We start from the raw sequence: 24291 nt of genomic DNA, 5'->3' as shown, positions 1-24291 counted from the left end.
TGGTCAGATGCGGCGCGTTTGAAAACCGAACGTGCCCCTGACGACCGGACTGACAGCAAGTGGAGTGATGGACATGAAACTTTTTACAGCAAACATTTCGCCCAATTGCCGCCGCGTCGAGGCGGTGCTTCACCATCTCGGGCTCTATGATGAGGTCGAGGTGTGCCGGTTGAAAATGATCGAGGGTGAACAACATCGGGACGACCTGAAAGCTGCAAACCCGAATGTGAAGGTTCCGACCCTTGTCGTGGGCGACATGAGCCTGTGGGAAGCCAATCCGACGATGATCTACCTGTGCGACAAGGCAGGCGACGAGGGCTTTTGCCCGGCGGATGCCAAGTCGCGTTTCGAGATCCTGCGCTGGATGTCCTGGGAGGTGCAGCATTATAACCGGGCGACCAGCGAAATTGCCTGGGAAACGATAGCCAAGCCGCAATTCGGTCTGGGTGAGCCGGATCAGGAAACGATCGAAACGGCGAGCGAGAACTTCCATCGGTTCGCCGCCGTTCTCGAGGCTCATCTGAAGGGGCGGGCCTTTATGCTTGGAGACACCGTGACCGTGACCGATTTTGCGGTCGGTGCCTTGTCTGCCCTGGTGCTGAACCCGCAATCCCGGATCCCGCTGGAGGATTATCCCAATATCAGGACCTGGTATCATCGGCTTGAAACCGTGCCGAGCTGGGCCATGACTGCACCGCAGCGCCAGATGGAAGCTGCCGAGTAACCCAATGCATGCGGCGGCCGGGATACGGCCGCCGCAGCACAACGTGTGCCTGGGCTGTCAGAGGTTCTGACCACCCGAGACTTCAATGCGCTGGCCGGTCATCCAACCCGTATTGCCGCCCAAAAGTGCAGCAATGGCTCCGCCGATGTCATCCGGAAGGCCGGCACGGCCCATCGCCGTCATGGAGGCGACCACCTTGTTGATTTCCGGATTGTCCCGCACGGCGCCGCCACCGAAATCCGTTTCAATGGCACCGGGCGCCAGCGTATTGACGGCGATGTGTCGAGGTCCCAGCTCCTTTGCGAGATAGCGGGTCAGAACTTCGATCGCGCCTTTCATCGTTGCGTAGGCGGAATAGCCGGGCAGGGAGAACCGCGCGAGGCCTGAAGATACGTTGAGGATGCGTCCGCTATCGGCGATCAGTGGCAGCAGGCTTTGGGTCAGGAAAAAGACGCCCTTCACGTGGACATTCATCAACTGGTCGAAATCGGCCTCCGTGGTCTCGGCGAAAGGCTTGTGAATGCCCGTGCCTGCGTTGTTGACCAGAAAATCGAAACTGTCTCGCTGCCAGGTTTGTTGAAGCACGGTTTTCAATGTGGCCATGAACGCCGGGAAGCCGGACGTGTCGGCAGTATCAAGCTGCAGGGCAACAGCCTTGGCTCCCCGCGCTTCAACTTCGGCAACGACCTGTTCGGCCTCTTCCTTGCTGGACCTGTACGTCAGGACCGTATCGATGCCGTTCTTGGCAAGATGCAGGACGGTGTTGCGGCCAAGGCCGCGGCTGCCGCCGGTGATGAGGGCGATCTTGGAGGATGTGGTCATGCTAATTGCTCCAGTGTTGTGGGGCTTGATGTCGATGACCCTGAAATAGTCCCTCGCGAGACGTGTTGTGTGCCGATTTCTCCAGAAGACTTGCCTGATTCTATAAATCGGAGAAGCGGCATGGTTGCCATCTCCAACCGGTGAGCGTATCGATGGGGCCTCAAGGGAGTAAACCATGCAGACTGACGAGCTTGTCCGGAAACTTGTCGCATTTGCTGACGATTGCGGCGCTGGAAGTGATCCTTATCCGGTCGGCGTGGGTGGGATGACACTGGTGCGTCAACGCCAGCCAACCCTGATTTTTCCCGTCATCTACCAACCGATTTTCTGCCTGGTTCTCCAGGGTGAGAAGCAGACATATCTCGGGTCGAAAACCGTCCGGTTCGGCGCCATGCAGTCACTGATTGTCGGACTGGACCTTCCGGCGCAAGCACGGGTCGTGTGTGCGAGCCGCGCCGAGCCATATGTTGCGCTTGCCATTCCGCTGGATATCGTATTGATCCGCGAACTTGCTCTGGAGCTGGACCGGCCGGGCAAAACATCTCCGGCTACAGGCGCAGTGGCAAGCGGCAAGGCAGATACGGCAATCGTCGATGCCATGCGGCGTTTGTTTGAACTTGCTGAGATGCCGGAGGCCGGCAAGGTGTTGCTGCCGCTGATCCAGCGGGAGATCCATTACTGGTTGCTGACGGCGGAACATGGCGCGATCCTGCGTCAGATATCCGAACAGGACAGTCATGCCGCACGCATCGCCAGGGTCATAGCCGGCATACGCCAGGATATTGCCTCGTCCTTGCGGGTGGACGATCTTGCCGGTGAAGCAGGCATGAGCGTGTCTGCGTTCCACGCGCACTTCAAGGATATTACCGGCACCAGCCCGTTGCAGTTTCAAAAGCAGTTGCGGCTGATGGAGGCGCGCCGGCTTCTGCAGGCGGAAAAACTGTCCGTATCGCGGGCAGCGTTTCAGGTGGGCTATGAAAGCCCGACCCAGTTCAGCCGCGAGTACTCCCGGCACTTCGGTCTGCCGCCTCGTGCCGACAGGGCGAACGAGCCTGCTCAGGCGGCATTCTGATCGTCCGGGCAGCCGTCTGACTTGACTAGAGGAACAGTTCGCCCCTTGCGACCAGGGTCGCCTGGCCGCCGATCCTGACCGCGTGCATGTTGCCCCCTTCGATATCGATTTCCAGATCGATGAGCGACGGGCGGCCCATCTCGAAGCCCTGTTCGATGCGGATATGATGCGTGCCGTTGGGCAGGTCGTCATAATAGTCGACCACACCGGCAAAAGCGGCTGCTGCGGAACCTGTGGCGGGATCTTCAGGAATGCCCATGTCTGGTGCAAACAGACGGGCGTGGAAAGCACTGTCGTGAGAGCGGGTTTCACGGCAGTAGACATATGCGTCGGTGTGACCGTTCTTGCCGAATCCAGCAGTCCACATGGCTGGCACCGGTTTTGCCCGTGCCAGCGCATCGAGATCGCGCACCGGAATGAAGGTGAAGGGCGGACCGACGCGGAAGCGGGATGGGCCGTGGTTCTCGAACCCGATGTCGCTCGGCTCCAGATTGAGAGCCGCTGCGATCAGGTCGATATTATTGGTCGGTCCGGCGGGTTCCGGCAGGGTGGGAACGTCAAACTCGGCAAAGGCGGCTGCGTGTTCGCGCAGGATCACGGCGCAGCGCACGGTGCCGATCGGCTGCTTCAGAACAACGACGGCATCCTGTTCGCCAGAAATCTCGCCGAAGCGTTCCGTCGCCAGAAGGATGGCCGTGCCCACAGTCGGGTGTCCTGCAAACGGCAGTTCCATCTTGGGGGTGAAGATCCGAATGGTCGCCGAATGTCCGGTCTTTTCCGGTGGAAAGACAAAGACCGTCTCGGAAAGATTGAACTCACCGGCGATCTTCTGCATCTGCACGTCGCTCAAGCCCTCGGAGTCCAGAACCACCGCCAGGGGGTTCCCGGCAAGGCTTGTGTTGGTGAAGACATCCAGGATCGCATAGCGGCGGCTCATACTTCTCTTCTCCCTGTCGCCGCCCACCTGCCTTCGAACGAAGCCGGGCGAGGGGCACAAACGCTGTAAAACAACCAACCTGTCCGCATCGGACGGACCCGTGCAACCCACGGTGCCGGGATCAAAGGTGAGCGGACTTTTGCATTTTCAGGCAAGTCCTGCCAGTGCTTAGTGCGCATTCATGGTGAACAAAATATTGCCCTTCCCGGCTGCTTTGCCGAGTGCCGGTCACGGCAGCAAATATTGGCCGAGCGAGCGGGCGTAGGGCACGATGGCACTGTCCGCAAGGTCCTCGCGCGTTCGTATTATGCGAATATCCGCCAGTTCCTGTTCGTCGGACGCCTCAGAGAAACGCAGGATCTGCGCGCGCAGCTCTTCCGCGGCACGGGGCACGTCCATCAACTGACCGATGGAAATCCGCCAGCCATCGAACGTCACCAGCAGTTCTGCTGGCTGGACCTCGTTGCGCTTGAGGCCTGTTTCCTCTTCAAGTTCCCGGTAAATCGCCCCGACGACATTCACCGTGCCGTCTTCATTCAGATCCGTCGGATCGAGATTGCCACCAGGCGGATAGATCATCCCAGCCGTTGCCGTTTTCGAGGACATGACACCGTAGAGCAACGCGCCATCGGCGGACCTCAGGATAGCGGAGCCGAAGAGATTGAAAGAGGTTGGATCAGGCGCGCCCCAGTCACGCCACGCCAGGAACGCCGCGAAGGAACATTCCGCGCAGGTGCCGTTGAAAGCGCCGTCCTTGAACTCAAATCCGGTCAGCTTCATGGTGCGGCCGTTCCAAAGCTGGGGGATGCGCTTCCTGGCTTCCACGAAATACGCATCGATCGCGTCAGCATGCTCGGTTTCAAAGGCCCAGGGTTTGTTCGAAACCTCGATGTTGAGTGTATCCACCCGGTGAACCGTCGGTGCCAACGGTTTTTCCATCAGGGGGATGTCCTTGCCGGGTGACATCTCGCTGGGCCGTGCTGCCAGCGTCCGAAACCCGCGTTTTTCGTAAAATGGACCTGCGTGGGCGTCGCTTTCCAGATAAAGCCGGTTCAACCCCTGACGGTGCGCATGATCCTCGGCGCGCTGCAACAGCAGATCCCCAATGCCTTGCCGTTGGGCTTCCGGGGCGACAAACAGGAAGTCGATGAGCAAGGTGTCTTCGCTTTGGGGCGAAAGCCCGGAAAAGGCGACCGGCAGACCGTCCCGTTCCGCGACGGTGACCGTAAGGGAGCGGATGGTCGCCTCTGAAATTCGCCAGTTTTCGCGAAACTCCGCCATCTTTTCGTCCGGATAGCCCCAGGACGCCTTGGCGCGGTGCAGAATGTCGGTGAGGGCAGGAGCGTCGGCTTCGTTGGCCGGGCGGAGTTTCAATGGCATGGGCGGTCCAGTCGTTTGCGTTCCGGACAGCCCTAGCCAGACTTTGTGAAAGTTACAAGGCAGTGGTCCTCTATTGGGCCTACCGGATAAACGTGCCGTTCTGCAGTTCGGTCACGGCCTGGATCAGCTCCTTGCGCGTGTTCATCACGATGGGGCCGTGCCAGGCGACAGGTTCCTTGATCGGCGCTCCGGAAACCAGCAGGAAGCGCAGGCCTTCCTCGCCAGCCTGGACCACGATTTCATCGCCGGAGCCGAAGATTACCAGTGAGCGGTTGCCGGTCTCGTCGCGGATCTTCAGTTCTTCACCGCCGAATTCCTTTTCCGTCAGCACACCGAACGGGTCGGATGCCCCCTCGAAAGTTCCAGAGCCTTCGAAGATATAGGCGAAGGTCTGCTTGTAGGTGTCGACCTTGAAGCGCTTCTTCTGGCCCGCCGGAACGTGGATGTCGAGATATTGCGGATCTGCCGCAATGCCATCGACCGGACCGCGCTTGCCCCAGAACTCGCCACAGATGATCCGGGCCGAGGTGCCGTCGTCATCGATCACAACGGGGATTTCGCCGGAAGCGACATCCTGGTAGCGCGGAGCGGTCATCTTCAGCGAGGAAGGCAGGTTTGCCCAGAGCTGAAAACCGTGCATGCGGCCGTTGGCATCGCCCTTGGGCATTTCCTGGTGCATGATCCCGCGTCCGGCGGTCATCCACTGGACGTCGCCTGCACCCAGATTGCCGCTGTTGCCCAGGCTATCGCCGTGTTCAACGGTGCCGGCCAGCACATAGGTTATGGTCTCGATGCCGCGATGCGGATGCCAGGGGAACCCCTTCAGATAGTCCTCGGGGCGTTCGTTGCGGAAATCGTCGAGCAGCAGAAACGGATCCAGCATTTCCGGATCCTGAAAACCGAACGCACGTTCCAGCCGGACGCCGGCGCCTTCCATGGTCGATTGAGTGCTGCCGATATGGGTTACGGGACGGATGGACATGACTGATTTCCTGCTGCGAAGTTGCTTTGACCGAAAGATAGCGGCTTGGCGGGCAAAACCTAGTCTTGGGTCTGCAGACGCAGTGTTTCGACAGGCGAAACAGTGAGACAGCGTTCCGGATTTCGACTGGCCGGATGCCGACATGCCCCCGCAGGGTTGCATCTTGCGGCCTGTCCGCCCACATGCGAGTGTGCTCGCCTGTTTGGCCGTATGGTCAAATCTCCAATTCCGAACCGGTTGAAACGATGGCCCCGATACTTTCCGTACGTGACCTGGAAAAAACCTATGAAGGTGGCTTCCAGGCTCTCAAATCCGTGTCCTTGGATATCCAGCAAGGAGAGGTGTTCGCGTTGCTCGGGCCGAACGGCGCCGGCAAGACGACGTTGATCAGCACGATTTGCGGCCTGGTCAGGCCTACCTCCGGTACCATTCACGTATGCGGTCATGACGCCTTGAACGAGTATCGCGCGGCCCGGCAGATGATCGGTCTGGTGCCCCAGGAAATGCCGACGGCGCCTTTCGAAAGGGTCGGCGACACGGTCGCCTTCAGCCGCGGGCTGTTCGGCATGAAACCCGACCCGGCGAAGATCGAGCATATTCTCAAGGATCTGACGCTCTGGGAGAAACGCGATAACCCGATCATGGCCCTCTCCGGTGGCATGAAGCGGCGTCTCCTGGTCGCCAAGGCACTGGCGCACGAGCCGAAGATCCTGTTCCTGGACGAGCCGACCGCTGGCGTGGACGTGGAGCTCAGACACGACATGTGGCGTATCGTCGGTGAGCTGAAGCAGAAGGGTGTCACCATCATCCTGACGACGCACTATATCGAGGAGGCCGAGGAAATGGCCGACCGCGTCGGTGTGATCAACAAGGGTGAGATCATCCTGGTGGAGAAAAAGGCGGAGCTGATGCGCAAGCTCGGGCGCAAGCTGCTGTCCCTCAGCCTGTCCGAACCTCTCGGCGAGATCCCCGGCAGTCTTGCCCGCTACGACCTGAAGCTCGAGGACGAAGGCCGCAGCCTGGTCTATACCTATGATACCCGGGCCGACAGGACCGGTATCACATCGCTTCTGACCGATCTCTCTCAGGCTGGCGTACGTTTTCACGATCTGCAGACCGATCAGTCATCGCTGGAAGACATCTTCGTGGGCCTGGTCAGGCAGGGATGACGGCGGGATGGAAACAGGCTTCACCATCCGCAAGGCGACACTCGATGACAGCAGCGCACTGACGGATCTGTGCATGCGATCCAAGCAGTCGAACGGTTACGACGACGCTTTCATGGCGATGTGTGCCGAAGAGCTGAAGGTTCGCGACAGCTGGATCGAGGAGCATGATTTCTGGTTGGCGCAGGACGCCGATGGGCAGCCGGTCGGCTGTATCCGGTTGTCCATGGAGGACGACGGCGAAACGGGCGAACTGGAAACCTGTTTTGTCGACCCTGTCTGGCAGGGGCGACGCGTCGGCCGGGCATTGTTCGATACACTTCATGCGAGGGCACGCAGCCTTGGACTGGTCAGGATCGGTCTCGATGCGGATCCTTTTGCAGAACCTTTCTACGCCCGCATGGGCTTCAAGACCATTGGCCGGTCTCCATCCGGCTCGATCCCGGGGCGCACATTGCCCCGGATGGAACTCATTCTGATTTCGGGGCAGCAGGGCACATGAATTTCGAAGCGATCAAAGTCATCTATCTGACCGAAATGGCGCGCACCCGCCGCACGATCATGCAGAGCATCATTTCGCCGGTGATCTCCACGGTGCTTTATTTTGTCGTCTTCGGAGCGGCCATCGGGTCGCGAATATCCGAGGTTGACGGCGTCAGCTACGGCGCCTTCATCGTGCCGGGACTGATCATGCTGTCCCTGATGACGCAGAGCCTGTCCAACGCCTCGTTCGGCATCTATTTCCCACGGTTCACCGGCACAGTTTTCGAGGTGCTGTCAGCGCCTGTGTCGTTCCTGGAAATCACCATCGCTTATGTCGGTGCGGCGGCGACCAAATCCATCCTGGTCGGGTTGATCATCCTGATCACGGCAAGTTTCTTTGTTCCGCTGGAAATCCAGCATCCGGTCTGGATGGCGGCTTTCTTTCTTCTGACCGCCGTCACGTTCGCCCTGCTCGGGTTCATCATCGGCATCTGGGCCGACAATTTTGAAAAACTGCAGTTTGTACCGCTGCTGATCGTCACGCCTCTGGCTTTTCTGGGCGGCAGCTTCTATTCCATCAACATGTTGCCGGAGATCTGGCAGAAGATCACGCTGATCAACCCGGTGGTCTACCTGATATCCGGGTTCCGCTGGAGCTTCTATGGTAAGGCGGATGTCAGCCTGTGGCTGTCGCTACTGGCAACCATGATCTTCCTCGGCGGTTCACTGGCCGTCATACATTGGATTTTCAAGACCGGATACCGCCTGAAGGCGTAAAGGTTTCCGGCCGAAACGCGAAACAAGAGAGCGGGAATGCGTGCGTCTTTCCTTTTGAAAAAGGCTTCGATCTTCGTTCTGGCCGGGTTTCTGGCTGCATGTCAGACGGGGCAGGGCCCAACTCCGACACCTGTCACCAACGCCGCTCCGGCCGTCCAGAGCACACCGCTGCCTGCCGTCGCTTATGCGCCGCAAACGGCTGTCGAGCGCGGCTTTTCGGCACTGGTCCTGAATGCTTCGACAGGCGAGGAGCTTTATGCGGTCGATGCGGACGCACCGCGCTATCCAGCTTCGCTCAGCAAGATGATGACGCTCTACCTCTTGTTCGAAGCCGTCTCGGAGGGGCGTTATTCGCTCTCCTCACCGCTGACCGTTTCAGCCAAGGCTGCTTCGCAGCCTCCGGCCAAGATCGGCCTGAAGGCTGGGTCGACCATCACGGTGGAGCAGGCGGCAAGGGCGCTAGCGGTCAAATCGGCCAATGATGTTGCCATTGCCGTTGCCGAGAACCTTGCCGGAAGCGAAGCGGCCTTCGCCCGGCAGATGACTGCCCAGGCGCGGGCGCTCGGGTTGTCCCGGACCCGCTTCGTCAATGCCTCGGGCCTGCCCGATCCGGCGCAGGTGTCCTCCGCTCGCGACATGGCCGTGCTCGGCCTCGCTCTCAAGCGGCGGTTTCCGCAATATGGCAGCTACTACCGGGCCAAGTCGTTTGCCTACAACGGACGCACCTTCCGGTCCACCAACAACCTGATCGGCAAGGTGGCCGGTGTCGATGGGCTGAAGACGGGGTATATTCGCATGTCCGGCTATAATCTTGTCGCGACAGCCAATCGGGGTGGCAAGCGACTGATCGTTGTCGTCATGGGCGGGGCAAGCGAGGCTGCCCGGGACAAGGAAGTGACGCGGCTGATCGAAGCCTATTCCTGAGCGGTCCGCAGCGGTTCGGACGTCATTGCGCCGGACACCTTCTCGACGACGGAGATCCGATTGCGACCGGTCCGTTTGGACAGGTAGAGGCTCTCATCGACTGTCTTGAGCAATTCGGCCGACGGCAGCTCGCTGCCGTCTCCGTGATAGACACCAGCCGAAGCCGTCAGATTGAAGTCCTGCGGTGCAAATTCGAACCGCAGGTCGGAAATGCGTTCGCGCAGGCGATCGGCGACCCTGAAGGCGTTCTCGCGCGAAATGGATGGCAGAAGCACGGCGAATTCTTCGCCTCCAAGGCGGGCGAAACAGTCGTTCTGGCGCAGATGCGCCTTCACTTCCGAACAGATTTTCACCAGCGCTTCATCGCCCGCGACATGGCCGAAGCTGTCGTTCACCTGCTTGAAGTGGTCGAGGTCGAAGTGGACCAGGCCGAAATCGTCCTTTTCCGTTTCCTTCAAAAGAGTTTCCAGGCGTGACTGGAACTCCCGGCGGTTGAAGGCCCCGGTCAGGGGATCGCGCCTGGCAGCTTCCTGGTTCCGGTTCGCCACCAGCTCGAAGGATAGCGCCAGCGAAAAGGCTCCTGTCAGACTGACAAAGACCAGCGCGCACATCAGGTGAATGTCCACGATCAAGTCATCGATCATGCCGGGGCCCTGGGGGCCGCCGGAGACAATGCCATGTACCGTGCGCAGCACACCTTCGGCCGCCAGAAAGAAGAACGCCAGAATGAGGCCGATGTTGGAGATCATCCCCCGGAACGGCCTTGAGGCATAAGCGGTGATGGTCGCGACGGACAGCAGGGTGAACACCACGTTGGCAGCCATATAGGCCAGGGCGTAATTGGAAAGCAGGTAGGCGCAGACTGCGGCAATGACATAGGCAAAGGCCGGGGCAACGATATTGCTGAGCCTGCTCGGCATGTCTGCCAGCAGGCGTGCCGCGTGCCAATGGCAGCCAAACCCGAGCAACAGCAACGTGTTGGGCAGCAGATAGGCGACCAGGGGAGGCAGCATGCTGCTGAGGGCAAAACAGATCAGCGCAGTTGCCAGAAGAGTATTCGCGGCGGCCCAGCTCAACCAGTGAGAACGTGGGCTCACCTGCAGTGAGATGGCCAGGAAGCAGATGGCGAAAATCGACAGCAGGAGCACATTTGCCGAAAAGAGTGTCGAAAGATCCATCAAGGCAGTCTCCGGAAACGGTCCCTCAATCTCACAAAGGATAGTGATTACGTTACGGGAGAGGGTCTTGCAATCCAGTTAGCCTTGATAAAAAAAGTTTTATCAAATCGGGAAGTCACCACTTTGCTTCCGTTTACGTTTATCGGAAATTTTACGGAGGCTTGGTGTGGCTTGGTCGGGAGGCCGGCCGGTTGTTGAACACCCTGTCATGCCGCAGGCCGCCGTGTGATACCAGCCGGCAATCCTTTGAGCGTCCGGTCCCGCTGAAATGAAGAAACCCCGCTGTTGCCAGCGGGGCTTCGTTTCGGGTCGATGGGGCGAACCTTGTTAGTTCTTGGTCTTGTCGACGAGAGCGTTGGACTTGATCCACGGCATCATGCCGCGGAGCTTTTCGCCAACTTCCTCGATCTGGTGTGCGTCGTTCAGGCGGCGGGTTGCCTTGAACTTGGCTGCGCCTGCACGGTATTCCTGCATCCAATCGGACGTGAACTTGCCGGTCTGGATGTCGGTCAGGACGCGCTTCATTTCTGCCTTGGTTTCCGGCGTCACGATGCGCGGGCCCGTCACATACTCACCCCACTCTGCGGTGTTGGAGATCGAGTAGTTCATGTTGGCGATGCCGCCTTCGTAGATCAGGTCGACGATTAGCTTTACTTCGTGCAGGCACTCGAAATAGGCCATTTCCGGCGCGTAGCCAGCTTCGACCAGAGTTTCGAAACCGGCGCGGATCAGCTCGACGAGACCGCCGCACAGAACGGCCTGTTCGCCGAAGAGATCGGTTTCACACTCTTCCTTGAAGGTGGTTTCGATGATGCCCGAACGGCCGCCGCCGACGCCGCAGGCGTAGGACAGGCCGAGGTCATGGGCATTGCCGGAAGCATCCTGATGGACTGCAATCAGGCACGGCACGCCGCCACCCTTCATGTATTCACCGCGCACGGTGTGGCCCGGGCCCTTCGGCGCGACCATCAGAACGTCGACGGTGGACTTCGCTTCGATCAGGCCGAAGTGAACATTGAGGCCATGTGCGAAGGCAATGGCAGCGCCGTCGCGGATGTTGGCTGCAATGTGGTCCTTGTAGATGTCGGCCTGCAGTTCGTCCGGCGTGGCCATCATCATCAGGTCGGCCCAGGCAGCGGCATCGGCCACGTTCATGACCTTGAAGCCGTCGGCTTCTGCCTTCAGAGCGGTCGTGGACCCCTCGCGCAGGGCAACGGCGATCTCGGTGCAGCCGCTGTCCTTCAGGTTCATCGCATGGGCGCGGCCCTGAGAGCCGTAGCCGATGATGGCGACTTTTTTGGATTTGATCAGGTTAAGATCAGCATCACGATCGTAATAAACGCGCATGGGTTCCTTTCTCCCGTCTGCATTCTGTCGTTTGAAGGCCGGTTTTCCGGTCTTGATTGGTTCTGGTGTTTCCCAGTGGTTCCGAAGGTTCGCGGCGATCAGGCCCCGAACAGACGGTAAAAGCGGTCGACGGCCACTTCGGCCTGCGATTTCAGATCCGTCTCGGCGGGACCGGCGGTCTCACCGAGAAGGAGGCGAATGTGGACGTCCCGAATGGCAAGGCCGTAAAGCACCTGATAGGCGTCTTCGGATTCATCGAATTTCAGAAGTCCGTGCCGGCGGCCGCTGTCCAGCATGGCGCGGGCCCGGGACGAAATCATGTGTTTGCCGCGCACCAGCAGCAACTGGCCGAGACGGTTGGAATTGGTGTTGGACTGGCCGATGGACAGCCGGTTCAGCGCCAGCGATGTCTCGGAAAAGAGCACGCCCAGCAGGGCTTCGACAAAGGCCGTCACATGGGCCCGGAATGTCGCGGCGTCGGCAGTGGCTCCGGCTTCGGACGGAAACTGAACCTGGCTGGCCTGAAAGGCGACGACGGCGGCCAGTAGGCCGTCCCGGTCGCCGAACCACTTGTAGAGGCTTTCCTTGGAGCAGCTTGCAGTCCGGGCGAGCCCGGCCGTGGTCAGCGCCTTCTCTCCACCCTCGACCAGCAGCGTCAGCGCATGTTGCAACACCACCTGCTGGCGCGGCGAAAACTCGGGCGCTGCATCCGGGCGGGAGGTGGCAATATCGTAGGCGGTTGCTGGCATGAGTCTGATCGGGTCGTTGATAAACAGGTGGGAACCGTACGGTACGGTTCGGGTGTGGTTATGACATCGGCGAAAGGGGAGGTCAAGGGTAATTTTGCGAGCCTTGCCGGCGCGCTTTTTGTCCCGGTGAAGGACTTTCCGTTGATGTTGTGATGCGTCAGGTCCGAGTAGAAATTTACTCTTACTTTAGGTCAGGCTTGCGTCTTAAAGAAAATCCGGATTAGATTTTTGTATTGAAATTAGTTGTCTTGATTTTTGCTGGATGGTTTTGAAATGTTGACGATCAGAAAACTCATTGTCGGGCCGTTGTTGCTGGTCTTCCTTGCCTTGACCGCTGCCAGTGCGAGTGCCGCGCCGCGGGTGACTGCCAAAATCGATCTCTCCGAACAGCGGCTTTATCTTTATGTCGATGGCCGGTTGCGCAGCAAATGGCCGGTTTCAACAGCGCGCAAGGGATATCGTACGCCGACAGGCAGCTGGCGGCCGACCCGTCTCGAACGCGACTGGCATTCGCGCAAGTACAATTGGGCACCAATGCCCTATTCGGTCTTCTTTCTCGGTGGATACGCCATTCACGGCACCAACGACCTCAAGCGGTTGGGGCGCCCTGCCTCTCATGGCTGCATCAGGCTCCATCCCAGAAACGCCGCGCAGCTATACAATCTGGTGCGCAAGGTCGGCCGCGCCGACACGAGGATCGTGATCAAGCGGTGACTGGGCGACCGTCCCCGAACGACGGAGAACCTCCCGAGGCAATCACTCAATAAGTGCACGATCTGTGTCTTCCGCAGTCCCACACAACCGGACTTCGGCGCGCCTGATCCGGTACCAGCTGTCTTCACGCTGGAAGGCATGCAGCTACCAACGACAGCTTTCCTGTCGGTTCCCTGCTGTCACAGGTTGCATGGCCGGGGCGAGGCGGTTTTACTTTTGAACACCTTCTGCGTGATTCCCGTTCTGCCAAGCGGAGGCCGTCATGACCGCCTGCTCCAAATCCTGCCAACGACTATCAAGTGCTGTCTTGTTGTTTCTCTCGATTGTTCTCGTTGGGCCTGCGCTCGGTCAGACGGCAGCGGGCGAAGACAATCCGCCGCTGCCGGAAAGTCCGGTTAGCGTCGGTCTTTACATCAGCCCGCCCTTCGTCATGGAGGAAGAGCCAGGCGTCTATTCCGGCATGGCGGTCGATCTTTGGGAGGCGTTGGCGCAGAAAAACGGCATTCCCTACGAGTACAGGATTTTCCCGACCATCCGGGAACTGGTGGATGCCACGGCGGACAAGTCCATCGGTGTTGCTGTCACCAACCTGACAATCACCCGCAAGCGTGCGGACAGGATCGACTTTACGCAGCCCTGGTTCGACGCAGGTCTGCGTATACTTGTTCCGGTCAGTCGGGGGGCGAGCTTCAGCGAAGTGATCACCGGGCTGAGCGAATCCGGCTTCCTGAGAGCCTATGGCTGGTTACTGCTTGTGATCTTGATCGCCACTTTGCTGATGACCCTGTTCGACCGGCGCTTCGACAAGAATTTTCCGCGTGGCTGGCCGGAAGGGGCGTCGGAAAGCTTTTATGCGGTGATGTCCGTGGTTACCTCCGGCAAGGCGCCGTCGCGCAAGAACCTGTTCGGCTGGCCCGGGCGCATCTGGCAGGCGCTCTGGCTGGTGTGCGGCATTGCGGTGATGGCCTATGTCACCTCGTCGGTAACCACCGTCATGACAACTCTCTCGCTCACCAACCAGATCAACGGAGTTGCCGACCTGCCGGGCAAGAGCATCGGTGTCTTTTCCGGCAGTGTGGCCGAGGAGTTTGCCGATGCGTCCGGCTGGTCGCACCAGCCTTTCGATGACATCGATAGCGCCGTTGCCGCTCTCAGCGGGGGGGCGATCGATGCCGTTGTCGGCGATGCTCCCGTTCTGGAATATTACGCCCACAGTCACCCTAGAGCGAATGTCGAGGTGATCGGTCCGATCTTCGAGCCGGACAAATACGGCTTTGCACTTGCGCATGGCAGCCCGTGGACAAGGCCGTTGACCCTGGAATTGCTGACGGCGCATGAAACAGATCTGATCGAGCAATTGCGCGTGCGCTACTTCGGCGACGAGCGTTAGCCGTAGGACTGCGCCGCAGTCCTCAGCCAGTCGACAACTACGGCTGCCGTCTCCCGGTTGCCACCGCGATGTGACAGCACGGCATGATAGGCGTCGCTCGGCTGAAGCGGTGGCAGGCCGGCGGGAACCAGCAGGCCGTGTTCCATGTGATCGCCAGTGATGGACCGCCAGCCGAGCATGACGCCGTGGCCTGACAGGGCCGCCTGGGCTGCCTGGACATAGTTGGAAAACCGCAGCCCCTTGGCCGAGCCGGCCGCCTTCTGTCCCGTGCGGGCGAGATAGTCCTGCCAGGAGATCCAGCGTCTGTCACTGGTGTCCACATGGATCAGGAACGCCGTGCCCAGGCTGCCGCCTTCCGCGCGGATGCGGTCGGCAAGGGACGGGGCGCATACGGGTTCAACCCGCTCGCGGAACAATTGTTGGACCGTGCCGTCGTTCCAGCGGCCATCACCATAGCGCATGGCGATATCGATGCCCTGGCCAAGCCGGGGCACCTCCTGCTGCGTGGTGTGGACGTTCACCGCGATGTCTGGATGGTCGAGATAGAACGCCTCCAGCCGCGGCATCAGCCAGTAGGTGGCAAAGCCGATGGTACAGGCAACGGTGACAGAGGCGCTGGCCGGATCACCAAGCGCGCGGATGTCGTTCAGCGCTTCACTCAGCCGTTCCGTGTTTTCGACAACGGCCTTCAGCAGAATCTCACCGGCTTCCGTCAGACCCGAGGGGCGGGTGCTGCGGTCGATCAGGGCGGCGCCGATATGCTCTTCCAGTTGGCGCAGGGCCTGGCTGACCGCCGACATGGACACATTGAGTTCGGCCGCCGCAGCCTTGGTGCCACCGGCCCGTTGAACCGTCTCGAAGACGTTGAGCAGTCTGAGCGGGGGAAGCCGGAGCATCTGTTTATCCAAGTTAAGTGATTGCTTAATTTAAGTTTCGATTTTATCGCCTTTTCAAATTGGCGAGGCAAGAGCAGTTTCATGGAAGCCACTTGGAACATTAAGCCTTTTAGACATGCCTGCGGACTGCTCAGGTGGCTGGTAAGCTAAATTTAAAGGACGGAAAAGATGCTTGGAACAGGTGATGCGGGTGTATTGCTTCAGGACAATGGCCTGGACGTGCCGCTGAGCAACGGACAAACCGCCTATTTCAATTATTACTGGCTGCGCGACAATTGCCCGAGTTCCTTCGATCCGGAGACCCGCGAGCGCGTCAACGACATCTTCGCTCTCGAGGAAGCACCAAGAGCGGCCTCGGCGGTCATTGTGGGCAGTGACCTGGAAATCGTCTGGGCCGGTACGAACAACGTCTCCCGCCTGCCGCTGTCCTTGCTCAGCGCCTATTCCAGCGGCGAGAAGCGTCCGGATGTCGCCAATCTGCCACGGGTGCCCTGGTTTGCCGATCACTATCCGAAGATGGCCCGTTATTCCTATGACGAGGTCATGCGCGATACCACCCGCCGGCGTGACTGGGCAAAGGCCATGCTGACCGACGGGGTCGCACTCCTGACCGGTTTGCCGGATACGGACGAAGCGCTCACCGACACGGCCGGCCTGATAGGATACGTCCGGCCGAGCTATTTCGGTCTCACGTTCGAGGTGAAGACCCACATCAAGCCGACCAACCTTGCCTTCACGTCCAAGGCTTTGCCACTGCATACGGACCTGCCCGACGAGGATCTCGCACCAGGGGTGCAGTTTCTGCACTGCCGGGCCAATTCGGTCGAGGGTGGCAACAGCATCTTTGTTGATGGGCTGGCTGTTGCGGAAGATTTCCGCAAGGCCTATCCGGAAGACTTCGAACTTCTGATCACCGTGGACGTGCCCTATTTCTGCGAACACGACACGTTCGATATGCGTGCACGCCAGAGGGTGATCGAACTGGATGAGCACGGCAACATCTCCGGGGTCACGATCAGCCAGCATCATGCGGACATCTTCGACATGCCGCAGCATGAGCTGGACCGCTACTATCCGGCCTTCTGCCGCTTCGGCCGGATGATGCGGGACGACAAATACCTGATGCGGTTCCGTCTCAATGCAGGTGAATGTATTGTCTTCGACAACCACCGCATCGTGCACGGCCGGGCGGCCTATTCGGCAACCAGCGGTGAACGGCACCTGCGCGGCTGCTACACCGACCGGGGCGAGCTGCGCTCCACATACCGGATCCTGTCCGGCGAAGGACGGTTCAAATGAGTGTTGTTACCGACGTGCGTTTTGGAGCAGCGCCGGACCGGCAAAGCGAACAGGCTCTGCGTGAGGATCTCGCGGCTGCGTTTCGCCTGGCGGTGAAATTCGGCTGGAGCGAATCCGTCGGCAATCACTTCAGCGCTGCGGTTTCCGAAGACGGGTCCAAATTCCTCATGAACCCGAAATGGCGGCATTTTGCAGAAATTCGGGCCAGTGACCTTCTGCTGCTGGATGCCAATGACGACACGGTGATGGCAGGCGAAAATGCGCCCGATGCGTCCGCCTGGTGCATTCACGGGACGGTTCATCGGGGCAATCCCAAGGCACGGGTACTGTTTCACTGCCATCCGCCCAATGCCACGGCGCTGGCGACGCTGCAGGACCCTTCGATGAAGCCGATCGATCTGAATACGGCCCGCTTTTTCGGCAAGGTCGCGGTCGATCTTGGCTTCGGCGGCATGGCCGACGAGGCGGAAGAAGGCAGGCGGATTGCAGAAACACTGGGCGACAAGCCAGTGCTGGTCATGGGCAATCACGGGGTATCGATCTCCGCCGTCACCGTCGCCGAGGCTTTCGAACACCTCTATTTCTTCGAACGTGCCGCCGAAACATTGTTGAAGGCCTATGCCACCGGACAGCCACTCGCCATCATGTCGGACAATCTGGCAGCCAAGACGGCTGCCGAATGGGAGCCTTATGTCGGCATGGGTTATGCCCATTTCGACTACTGGAAGCGGGATCTCGACCGGAGCGAACCGGACTACCGGGACTGAGATCTGTGCGTGCCGACTTGCTTTCGCCTCTCCTGCGCGGGGAGGCGAAATGCGTTCAGCGCCAACCTCGATGTCCCCCGGGGCGAGCGAAGCGAGACCCGGGGCCACTCGTTTCCAGAGCACGGAGGTGCGGGAGGCGGTTCCGCTATCTTGCTTATCCGCTTCAACAAGGTGCCTTGCGAGTAGGCCCCGGATCTGTGCGTTGCTTGTCCGGGGTGACACTGAGGACTTGCCGGAAGTGCTACACCTCAGGCTGGGCGGGTGATTTTGTCTTGGCGGACCGTGCAGATGGAAATGCCCCGAAAAAGCAGAATTTCTCCCTGTAGTAGTGACCTAATACCCGTTCAAACCTGCCGCCTGCTAGCCTTCCTCCATCGCTATTTGCCAAGCTGGAGGACAGAGCATGAGTGCGAAGAAAATCCTGATGATTACGGGTGATTTCACCGAAGATTACGAAACGATGGTGCCGTTTCAGACGCTGCTGGCCATGGGCTACACAGTCGACGCGGTGTGCCCCGGCAAGAAGGCCGGCGAGACTGTTGCCACCTGTATCCACGATTTCGAGGGCGACCAGACCTATTCTGAAAAGCGCGGCCATAATTTCACGCTGAACGCCACCTTCGCTGATGTTGACGTTGCCGGATATGACGCCCTGGTGATCCCGGGTGGCCGGGCGCCGGAGTATCTGCGTCTTGATGTGGCCGTTCTCGACGCTGTGAAGCATTTTATGGAGGCTGGCAAGCCGGTTGCCGCGATCTGCCACGGTGCGCAGATCCTCACTGCTGCAAAGGTCATCGAGGGCCGTACGGTTTCCGCTTATCCGGCCTGCCGCCCGGAAGTCGAACTTGCCGGAGCCACCTACGCGGAGATCGCCATCGACGGCGCCGTGACCGACGGCAATCTCGTCACCGCTCCGGCATGGCCTGCTCACCCGGCGTGGCTGTCGCAGTTCCATGCGGTTCTGAGTGGCGAGGCCGCCGGAACCATGGCAGCCTGAGGCGCAAGACAGAAGGCCAATTGGCCCGCGCCACCTGTTCACCGCTATCTGTGGGAAGCATGTGAGCGCTGACTGGAAAGGATGGGGTGCAGGCACCAGGAATGCCGTTCGCCCCGTCCCTCACACTTCCCCACATGGGGGAAGGGGATTAGGCTGAGCGACGAGCGTCGCAAAGCCCACGAAGTTCCGGGAACTTTGCCGCCCTGTTCCGAACCGGAGGAAACATCATGTGCAAACTCTTCATCGATGCGGATTCCACGCTTTGGGAAAGCACGACCAAGTCGCTGCGTATTGATGGCATGGTGACATCGGTGCGGCTGGAAACCTTCTTCTGGAAGGTTCTGGACGAGATTGCCGGTCGCGACGGCATGAATGTGGTGCAATTGATCACCAAACTTCATCACGAAAGCATCGACGCGGGGCATGACCTCGGAAATTTCACAAGTTTTCTGCGGGTCTGCTGCGGCCGCTATCTGGCACTGCAGCTCTCCGGCGATGTGCCGACAGACAAGCGCCTGCCGATTGCGGGACTGGATGCGGACGGTATTCTGGAAGCCGAGACCGGCCGGATGCACTGATCCGGCGCGGGTCATTTTACAGTGGTCAATTGCCGGATCTTGAGATCAGGCCACTGCTTCCTGCTGAAGAGCCAGGCGCATGTCTTCGGCAACCTCGACCGGGGCTGCCTCTGTCGGTACCTGGAAGAGGCCCAGATTCTTCGTGACCTTGCCCATCAGCACCGACGCCGTCATCCAGACCAGCAGAGGCGCGATCACCAGCGGCAGGGCGACGGGCAAAAGCCAGTAGAACATTTCCGGCGCATAGGTATGCGAGAAGGCGATGGCGCCTGCGCCTGCGAGACTCATCCACCAGGTGGCTGAAAATGCCGCGGTGATGGGCAATGAGCCGTCGTCACGATCGGCCGTCGGCCAGCCGCTGTCTGCACCCGTCAGCACCTGAAACACCGAGCGGCAGTGAAACATCATGTGGATCGGCGCAAGGATCGATGTCAGCAGGATTTCCAGTAGAAAGCTGATCAGAAGACGCACAGGGCCTCCAAAGTCTGCCGAATTGCCGCCAAGAAGCGCCCGGCCAACGAGCAGGAGCTTGGGCAGGATCAGCAGGGCGACCAGGCCGAAGAGCAGAGCGAGTGCCGTGGTCGTCTCCGGATGGGGAAAGACCGGGAACGGCGAATGGCCGTCGAAATAGACCGGGGGCGGAGCAACCAGAGGTGCAACAAGGCTCGCCAGCAGGAAGACGCACCAGATCGGCGAGGCCAGATAGGCGAAGACGCCCTGCAGGATTGATATCCGGCTCCAGAACCGGAAGCGGGGTGCGGCCAGAATGCGGCTGTGCTGCAGGTTGCCCTGGCACCAGCGCCGGTCGCGCTTGGCATAGTCGACCATGTTGGCGGGTGCTTCCTCGTAGGAGCCCGTCAGATCCGGATCGAGGCGCACCTTCCAGCCGTCACGCGCCAGCAGCGCCGCCTCGACGGTGTCATGGCTGAGGATATGGCCACCGAAGGGTGGTTTGCCTGTAAGAGGTGCCATGCCGCAGGCCGCAGCAAAGGCGCGAGTGCGGATCAGGGCATTATGGCCCCAGAACGTCCCTTCCTCGCCTTGAACCGCAGCCAGGCCACGGGCGAAATAAGGCCCGTAAAGACCGGTCGCGAACTGCAAAAGGCGTCCGAACAGGGTGGTGAGGCCAATGATCTGCGGCAGTGACTGCAGCAACCCGAGGCGCGGGTCGGCTTCCATGCGCCGGACCATCTCCAGAATGGTCTTGCCATCCATCAGGCTGTCGGCGTCGAGCACAAGCATGTAGTCGTAGGCGCCGCCGGATGTCGTCAGAAAATCGGCAATATTGCCCGCCTTGCGGCCGATATTCTGCTCGCGTCGCCGATAGAACAGACGGCCGCCGGCGTTCTGGCGGACAAGCAGCCGCTCATAGGCGCGCTGTTCCTCTTTGCCGACATCCGCCTTGGTGGTGTCGGACAGGACAAAGAAATCGAACCGGTCCGCTGCGGGAAGGGCGGCAACGGACTTCATGATGGCTTCCAGCCGCGCGAACACCGGCCCGGTGGCCTCGTTGTAGATCGGCAGGAGAATGGCGGTCCGGCCTTCCGGCAGGTCGGCGGTGGCTGATCTTTCTTCTGCCGGAAACAGGATGCCGAAGAGGGCAATGCATCCGCCCCAGGCCAGCCAGAAGGAGGCAATTGCCATTAGCGCGATGCGGATGATGTCCAGCCAGTCGAACCCGTCCGACTGGACCACAATGGCAAACATGTAGGAAGCCCCTGTGGTCAGGCACAGGGCAATCAAGACCATGGCCAGCCGCCGAAAGGCTGTCGACCAGGCTTCGGAGCTGGCCTTCTTCATGTCAGCGGTCCTTGGATGGTACCGGAATGCGCTTCAACTGCGGTGCAAGCGGCTGCATGGCCCGTTGCCACAGGGCGACAAGCGGGGCAAAGCGCACGGCCAGCGGCGGGTTGAGATCATGCTGAGGCATATTCAGTCCGTGGCGGGGGGCAGGTACCGGCAAGGTCTTGATGAAAGCTGCCCGGTCTTGCGGCGTGTCGGCAACATGGCCGATGCCACGCCGGCCAGCCGGGGAACTGGCCAGAACGGACAAAAGCACGTCGTCGCCGAGATCGGGGCGCTTCAGGACAGACCGGATTTCCTCAAGCAGCATGCTGTCGGCGAAAAGGGTTGGACTGGCTGTCCGATCGATACTCACATGAGATGTCATCTGTTCCCACTCCACTGATACATCCAGGTTTCCGTCACATCGGTGCCGTCGAGTTGCAGTGCGAGAATGAACTCGACAGGTATTTCCTCGTCGTCCCGTGCAATGTCGAGCACGGCTCGCCAGCTACCGCTTTCCAGTCGCTGGACAAACTGGTGCTCCACCTTGCCGTTCTGCAGTGTCAGTCTCGGCGTCAGGGGGGCTTCCGCTCCCATGTCAGCCAGATTGCCACCGGCAAATTCCACGACGAACTTGCGCAGTTTCGGATCCGGATCCGAGGCAGCCGCACCACCATGCCCAGTGCTGGTCGCGATCACCTGTGCCAGTTCGGTGCCCGGTTCCGGCTCGCGGCCCCAGATCATCCGGTAGGCAAAACGATGCTCGGATCCTGCCTTGGTTCCGTTTTCAGGAACCCAGCAAGCCACGAGGTTGTCGTAGATCTCTTTTTCGGCCGGGATCTCGGCCAGCATGACCTGGCCCTTGCCCCAGTCGTTGATCGGCTCGATCCAGAGCGACGGACGGCGCTGATATTTGGCTTCCGTGTCCTGGTAATGATCGAAGTTCCGGTCCCGTTGCAGCAGCCCGAAGCCCGCCGGGTTCTCCTCGTTGAAGAACGACAGGGCAAGCGCTTCCGGATTGCGTGCCGGCCGCCACAGGCGCTGGCCGTTCTGGCGCAGGATCAGCAGGCCGTCGTTGTCATGAACTTCCGGACGGTAGTCATCGAAGCTTGTGCGGTCGTTTTCGCCGAACAGATACATCGACGTCAGCGGTGCGATACCAAGGCGTTCGACATCGTCGCGCAGGAAGATGCGCGCATCGACTTCCATCACCGTGTTGATGCCCGGCTTGATCGTGAACTGATAGGCCCCGGCAACACGTTCGCTTTCGAGCTCCGCATAAAGCCGCATTTCGGCGGCTCCGTCCGTCGGCCGCTCCAGATAGAACTTCGTGAATCGCGGAAATTCTTCCGGTCCGGAAATGGCGGTGTCGATTGCAAGTCCGCGCGCAGACAGGCCATAGACGTTGCCCTTGCCGAGTGCCCGGAAATAGCTTGCCCCCAGGAACACCACCAGTTCGTCGAAATATTCCGGTGTGTTCAGCGGGTGGTGCAGGCGGAAGCCGGCGATACCGGGCAGGTCCACATTCTTGAATTGCTCAGGATCAAGCGGCTCGCGATATTCGAAGTCGGCGCCGGTGAAATGCAACTCGCTCACCTGGCCGTCGACGATTTCGTAAAGTTCAACCGGCTCCTTGTAGAGCCAGCCCGGATGAAATGCCTGCAGTTGATAATTGCTGCCGGTGTCCTTCCAGACAGACCTGTCGGGATTGAACCTTATGGCACGATGCTGGTCATAATCGAGCTTGGCGAGAATTTCCGGAAGGACGGGCATATCGGGGGCAAATGCCTTCCCTGCCTTTTCCTTCATGCGCTCGACGAGTGCCGGAAAGTTAAACTCTTCGCCCGCAGCAATGGCCCCGCCTGTTTGTGCAGGTGCGGCATTTTCTGTTGCGAGCGCAGTGCGGGGATCCGCCACTGCAAGAGCACCGGCCGCCAGGGCCGTTGCCGATAAAAACGTGCGCCGATTGATCACGACGATTGGCCACCTTGTTGAAATTAAAGTGTTCTTTTTAGTTCAGTTATGGAATGAGCACGCGCACTGAAGCAATTTTATGGAGAAAAACGGTCCAAATAATGGCATTCCTGTGCAACGCAGCATCGTACGTCTGTTCGTTCGACTTTCAAACGTCCAAACCGCCGATTGGTTTCAAATTTTTTTGAAAAAAGAGCGGCTCAGGGCCTGATTGCAATCAGGTCTGTCACAAAACTTGCGATTGCCATGGCCGATGTGAGGCCAGGGGATTCGATTCCATAGAGTGCAACCAGGCCATCAAGTCCATGATCCGCAGGTCCGTCGATGCGGAAATCGGCGGCCGGTTCTCCGGGGCCGGAGATCTTGGGCCGTATGCCGGAATAGTCAGGCACAAGCGCTCCGTCCGGCAGGCCGGGCCAATAGCTGCGGATTGCGGCGTAGAAGCTGTCGCCGCGGACCGGGTCTACGCGGTAATCGGCATTGTCCACCCATTCGACATCCGGGCCGAAGCGGGCCTGGTGCTGCAGGTCCAGCGTCAGGTGAACGCCGAGCCCGCCGGGTTCCGGCACGGGGTAGACGAGCCTGGAGAAGGGGGCCTTGCCCTGAAGCTTGAAATAACTGCCCTTGGCAAGATAGGCGGTCGGCGGATGGGTGCCCACCAGCCCTGACGCAAGGGCAGGTGCGCCGTGGCCTGCCGACAGGATCAGTTCCTTGCATGTGAGGGCGTAGGTCTCTGTTCCACCCGTTTCGGCATGAAGCCGGAAGCCGCCCTCCGCCAGGCTTTCCAGCCTCGCGACCCTTGTGTTCAGCACAACCTGGCCGCCGTTTGCCTCCAGCCCGCCCTGAAGAGCGAGCATGAAGCCATGACCGTCGACAATGCCTGTGGAGGGAGAATGCAACGCACCGGTGCAGGAAAGCTCCGGTTCGGTCTGTTGCAAGCTGTCCCGTTCCACGAACACCAGATCTGTAACGCCGTTTTCCGCGGCTTTGCGGCGGATTGCCTGCAGCTGCTCCAGCTGATCGTTATTGGACGCAACGATCAATTTGCCGAGCTTCTCGAAACCGACACCGTTTTCGGCGCAAAACCGATAAAGCTTTGCCTTGCCCTCCACACAGAAGCGGGCCTTCAGGCTGCCTGTCGGATAATAGATACCAGCGTGAATGACTTCCGAATTGCGGGCGCTGGTCTCAGACCCGATCAGGTCATGCTGTTCCAGCACCATCACCTCGCGGCCGGTCAGGGCCAGCTCGCGCGCAATCGCAAGCCCGACCACACCGGCGCCGATTACAAGTGTTTCGATATCATGCATGGTGTCGTGGGTGTTTCTGCTTGCGCGGCTGTTTCCTCAT

Annotated in this window: 24 protein-coding genes; 12 read left to right on the top strand and 12 right to left on the bottom strand. The window is 59.9% G+C overall.

The features are described 5' to 3' along the window. Nucleotides 1-73 precede the first annotated feature (73 nt). Entirely contained in the window at nucleotides 74-724 is a 651-nt protein-coding gene (locus ACYQ54_RS04810; RefSeq protein ID WP_460079843.1) for a glutathione S-transferase family protein, read from the top strand. A gap of 57 nt (nucleotides 725-781) precedes the next feature. On the opposite strand, the gene ACYQ54_RS04805 is transcribed toward ACYQ54_RS04810, so the two are convergent. Beyond that, nucleotides 782-1546: an SDR family NAD(P)-dependent oxidoreductase gene (locus tag ACYQ54_RS04805; RefSeq protein ID WP_460079841.1), complete on the bottom strand. Its 765-nt coding sequence runs from the start codon at nucleotides 1544-1546 to the stop codon at nucleotides 782-784. Nucleotides 1547-1721: 175 nt separating this feature from the next. Here ACYQ54_RS04805 and ACYQ54_RS04800 point away from each other — a divergent pair, with 175 nt between their 5' ends. Then, nucleotides 1722-2618, top strand: coding sequence for an AraC family transcriptional regulator (locus tag ACYQ54_RS04800; RefSeq protein ID WP_460079840.1), 897 nt, complete (start codon nucleotides 1722-1724; stop codon nucleotides 2616-2618). Nucleotides 2619-2643: 25 nt separating this feature from the next. Here the strand turns inward: ACYQ54_RS04800 and ACYQ54_RS04795 are convergent, their stop codons facing one another. The 3 genes from ACYQ54_RS04795 to ACYQ54_RS04785 all read right to left on the bottom strand — a co-directional run bounded on the left by ACYQ54_RS04795 (nucleotide 2644) and on the right by ACYQ54_RS04785 (nucleotide 5917). Then, nucleotides 2644-3555, bottom strand: coding sequence for a PhzF family phenazine biosynthesis protein (locus tag ACYQ54_RS04795; protein WP_460079838.1), 912 nt, complete (start codon nucleotides 3553-3555; stop codon nucleotides 2644-2646). 228 nt (nucleotides 3556-3783) lie between these two features. Beyond that, nucleotides 3784-4935 carry a GNAT family N-acetyltransferase gene (locus ACYQ54_RS04790; RefSeq protein ID WP_460079835.1) on the bottom strand — a complete coding sequence of 384 codons (1152 nt, stop codon included), beginning with the start codon at nucleotides 4933-4935 and terminating at the stop codon, nucleotides 3784-3786. Nucleotides 4936-5014: 79 nt separating this feature from the next. Then, a complete protein-coding gene (locus ACYQ54_RS04785; protein ID WP_460079834.1) occupies nucleotides 5015-5917 on the bottom strand; it encodes a pirin family protein in 903 nt (300 codons plus the stop codon). Nucleotides 5918-6162: 245 nt separating this feature from the next. Between ACYQ54_RS04785 and ACYQ54_RS04780 the strand changes: the two genes are divergently transcribed. From ACYQ54_RS04780 to ACYQ54_RS04765, 4 genes are read left to right on the top strand one after another with little or no spacing between them, the layout of a single operon-like run. After that, complete coding sequence (locus ACYQ54_RS04780) at nucleotides 6163-7086, top strand: ABC transporter ATP-binding protein (protein WP_460079832.1); 924 nt, start codon at nucleotides 6163-6165, stop codon at nucleotides 7084-7086. A 7-nt stretch (nucleotides 7087-7093) separates the two neighbouring features. Next, nucleotides 7094-7585, top strand: a complete 492-nt coding sequence (locus ACYQ54_RS04775) for a GNAT family N-acetyltransferase (protein WP_460079831.1) — start codon at nucleotides 7094-7096, stop codon at nucleotides 7583-7585. Beyond that, a complete protein-coding gene (locus tag ACYQ54_RS04770) occupies nucleotides 7582-8343 on the top strand; it encodes an ABC transporter permease (RefSeq protein WP_460079830.1) in 762 nt (253 codons plus the stop codon). Before ACYQ54_RS04775 ends, ACYQ54_RS04770 begins: the two co-directional genes overlap by 4 nt. A gap of 36 nt (nucleotides 8344-8379) precedes the next feature. Then, nucleotides 8380-9267, top strand: coding sequence for a D-alanyl-D-alanine carboxypeptidase family protein (locus tag ACYQ54_RS04765; RefSeq protein ID WP_460079828.1), 888 nt, complete (start codon nucleotides 8380-8382; stop codon nucleotides 9265-9267). Here ACYQ54_RS04765 and ACYQ54_RS04760 read toward each other — a convergent pair. The 3 genes from ACYQ54_RS04760 to ACYQ54_RS04750 all read right to left on the bottom strand — a co-directional run bounded on the left by ACYQ54_RS04760 (nucleotide 9258) and on the right by ACYQ54_RS04750 (nucleotide 12541). Beyond that, nucleotides 9258-10445, bottom strand: a complete 1188-nt coding sequence (locus ACYQ54_RS04760; protein ID WP_460079826.1) for a GGDEF domain-containing protein — start codon at nucleotides 10443-10445, stop codon at nucleotides 9258-9260. The genes ACYQ54_RS04765 and ACYQ54_RS04760 overlap by 10 nt on opposite strands. Before the next feature lie 327 nt (nucleotides 10446-10772). Next, nucleotides 10773-11792 (bottom strand): ketol-acid reductoisomerase, encoded by a 1020-nt coding sequence (gene ilvC / locus ACYQ54_RS04755; protein WP_006935853.1) that lies wholly within the window; start codon nucleotides 11790-11792, stop codon nucleotides 10773-10775. Nucleotides 11793-11890: 98 nt separating this feature from the next. After that, nucleotides 11891-12541 (bottom strand): TetR/AcrR family transcriptional regulator, encoded by a 651-nt coding sequence (locus ACYQ54_RS04750; protein ID WP_460079824.1) that lies wholly within the window; start codon nucleotides 12539-12541, stop codon nucleotides 11891-11893. Between the two features lie 273 nt (nucleotides 12542-12814). Here ACYQ54_RS04750 and ACYQ54_RS04745 point away from each other — a divergent pair, with 273 nt between their 5' ends. Both ACYQ54_RS04745 and ACYQ54_RS04740 read left to right on the top strand, forming a co-directional pair. After that, a complete protein-coding gene (locus tag ACYQ54_RS04745; RefSeq protein WP_460079822.1) occupies nucleotides 12815-13255 on the top strand; it encodes a L,D-transpeptidase in 441 nt (146 codons plus the stop codon). Between the two features lie 262 nt (nucleotides 13256-13517). Then, on the top strand, nucleotides 13518-14645 hold the full coding sequence (locus tag ACYQ54_RS04740) for a transporter substrate-binding domain-containing protein (protein WP_460079821.1): 1128 nt from the start codon (nucleotides 13518-13520) through the stop codon (nucleotides 14643-14645). Here ACYQ54_RS04740 and ACYQ54_RS04735 read toward each other — a convergent pair. Further along, nucleotides 14642-15541, bottom strand: a complete 900-nt coding sequence (locus ACYQ54_RS04735; RefSeq protein WP_460079818.1) for a LysR substrate-binding domain-containing protein — start codon at nucleotides 15539-15541, stop codon at nucleotides 14642-14644. The two genes, ACYQ54_RS04740 and ACYQ54_RS04735, sit on opposite strands and share 4 nt — an antisense overlap. A gap of 168 nt (nucleotides 15542-15709) precedes the next feature. Between ACYQ54_RS04735 and ACYQ54_RS04730 the strand changes: the two genes are divergently transcribed. The 4 genes from ACYQ54_RS04730 (at nucleotide 15710) to ACYQ54_RS04715 (ending at nucleotide 19182) form a co-directional block, all read left to right on the top strand. After that, on the top strand, nucleotides 15710-16840 hold the full coding sequence (locus ACYQ54_RS04730) for a TauD/TfdA family dioxygenase (RefSeq protein WP_460079815.1): 1131 nt from the start codon (nucleotides 15710-15712) through the stop codon (nucleotides 16838-16840). After that, nucleotides 16837-17607, top strand: coding sequence for a class II aldolase/adducin family protein (locus ACYQ54_RS04725; protein WP_460079814.1), 771 nt, complete (start codon nucleotides 16837-16839; stop codon nucleotides 17605-17607). Before ACYQ54_RS04730 ends, ACYQ54_RS04725 begins: the two co-directional genes overlap by 4 nt. Before the next feature lie 403 nt (nucleotides 17608-18010). Further along, the gene (locus ACYQ54_RS04720; protein ID WP_460079812.1) at nucleotides 18011-18604 is read left to right on the top strand and encodes a DJ-1/PfpI family protein; all 594 of its coding nucleotides are present in this window, start codon (nucleotides 18011-18013) and stop codon (nucleotides 18602-18604) included. A 227-nt stretch (nucleotides 18605-18831) separates the two neighbouring features. Then, a complete protein-coding gene (locus ACYQ54_RS04715) occupies nucleotides 18832-19182 on the top strand; it encodes a ribbon-helix-helix domain-containing protein (RefSeq protein ID WP_460079809.1) in 351 nt (116 codons plus the stop codon). Nucleotides 19183-19227: 45 nt separating this feature from the next. On the opposite strand, the gene mdoH is transcribed toward ACYQ54_RS04715, so the two are convergent. From mdoH to ACYQ54_RS04695, 4 genes are all read right to left on the bottom strand, one after another. Beyond that, nucleotides 19228-20982, bottom strand: a complete 1755-nt coding sequence (gene mdoH / locus ACYQ54_RS04710; RefSeq protein ID WP_460079808.1) for a glucans biosynthesis glucosyltransferase MdoH — start codon at nucleotides 20980-20982, stop codon at nucleotides 19228-19230. A gap of 1 nt (nucleotide 20983) precedes the next feature. Then, a complete protein-coding gene (locus ACYQ54_RS04705; RefSeq protein WP_460079806.1) occupies nucleotides 20984-21352 on the bottom strand; it encodes a hypothetical protein in 369 nt (122 codons plus the stop codon). Continuing rightward, nucleotides 21349-22941, bottom strand: a complete 1593-nt coding sequence (locus tag ACYQ54_RS04700) for an OpgD/OpgG family glucan biosynthesis protein (protein ID WP_460079805.1) — start codon at nucleotides 22939-22941, stop codon at nucleotides 21349-21351. Before ACYQ54_RS04700 ends, ACYQ54_RS04705 begins: the two co-directional genes overlap by 4 nt. A 200-nt stretch (nucleotides 22942-23141) precedes the next feature. Next, nucleotides 23142-24251, bottom strand: coding sequence for an NAD(P)/FAD-dependent oxidoreductase (locus ACYQ54_RS04695; protein ID WP_460079802.1), 1110 nt, complete (start codon nucleotides 24249-24251; stop codon nucleotides 23142-23144). Between the last annotated feature and the right edge of the window lie 40 nt (nucleotides 24252-24291).

The organism is Roseibium sp. LAB1 (assembly GCF_054658235.1).
Note: the sequence above shows the minus strand (reverse complement) of the source record. Positions and strands in the feature narration are given on the sequence as shown.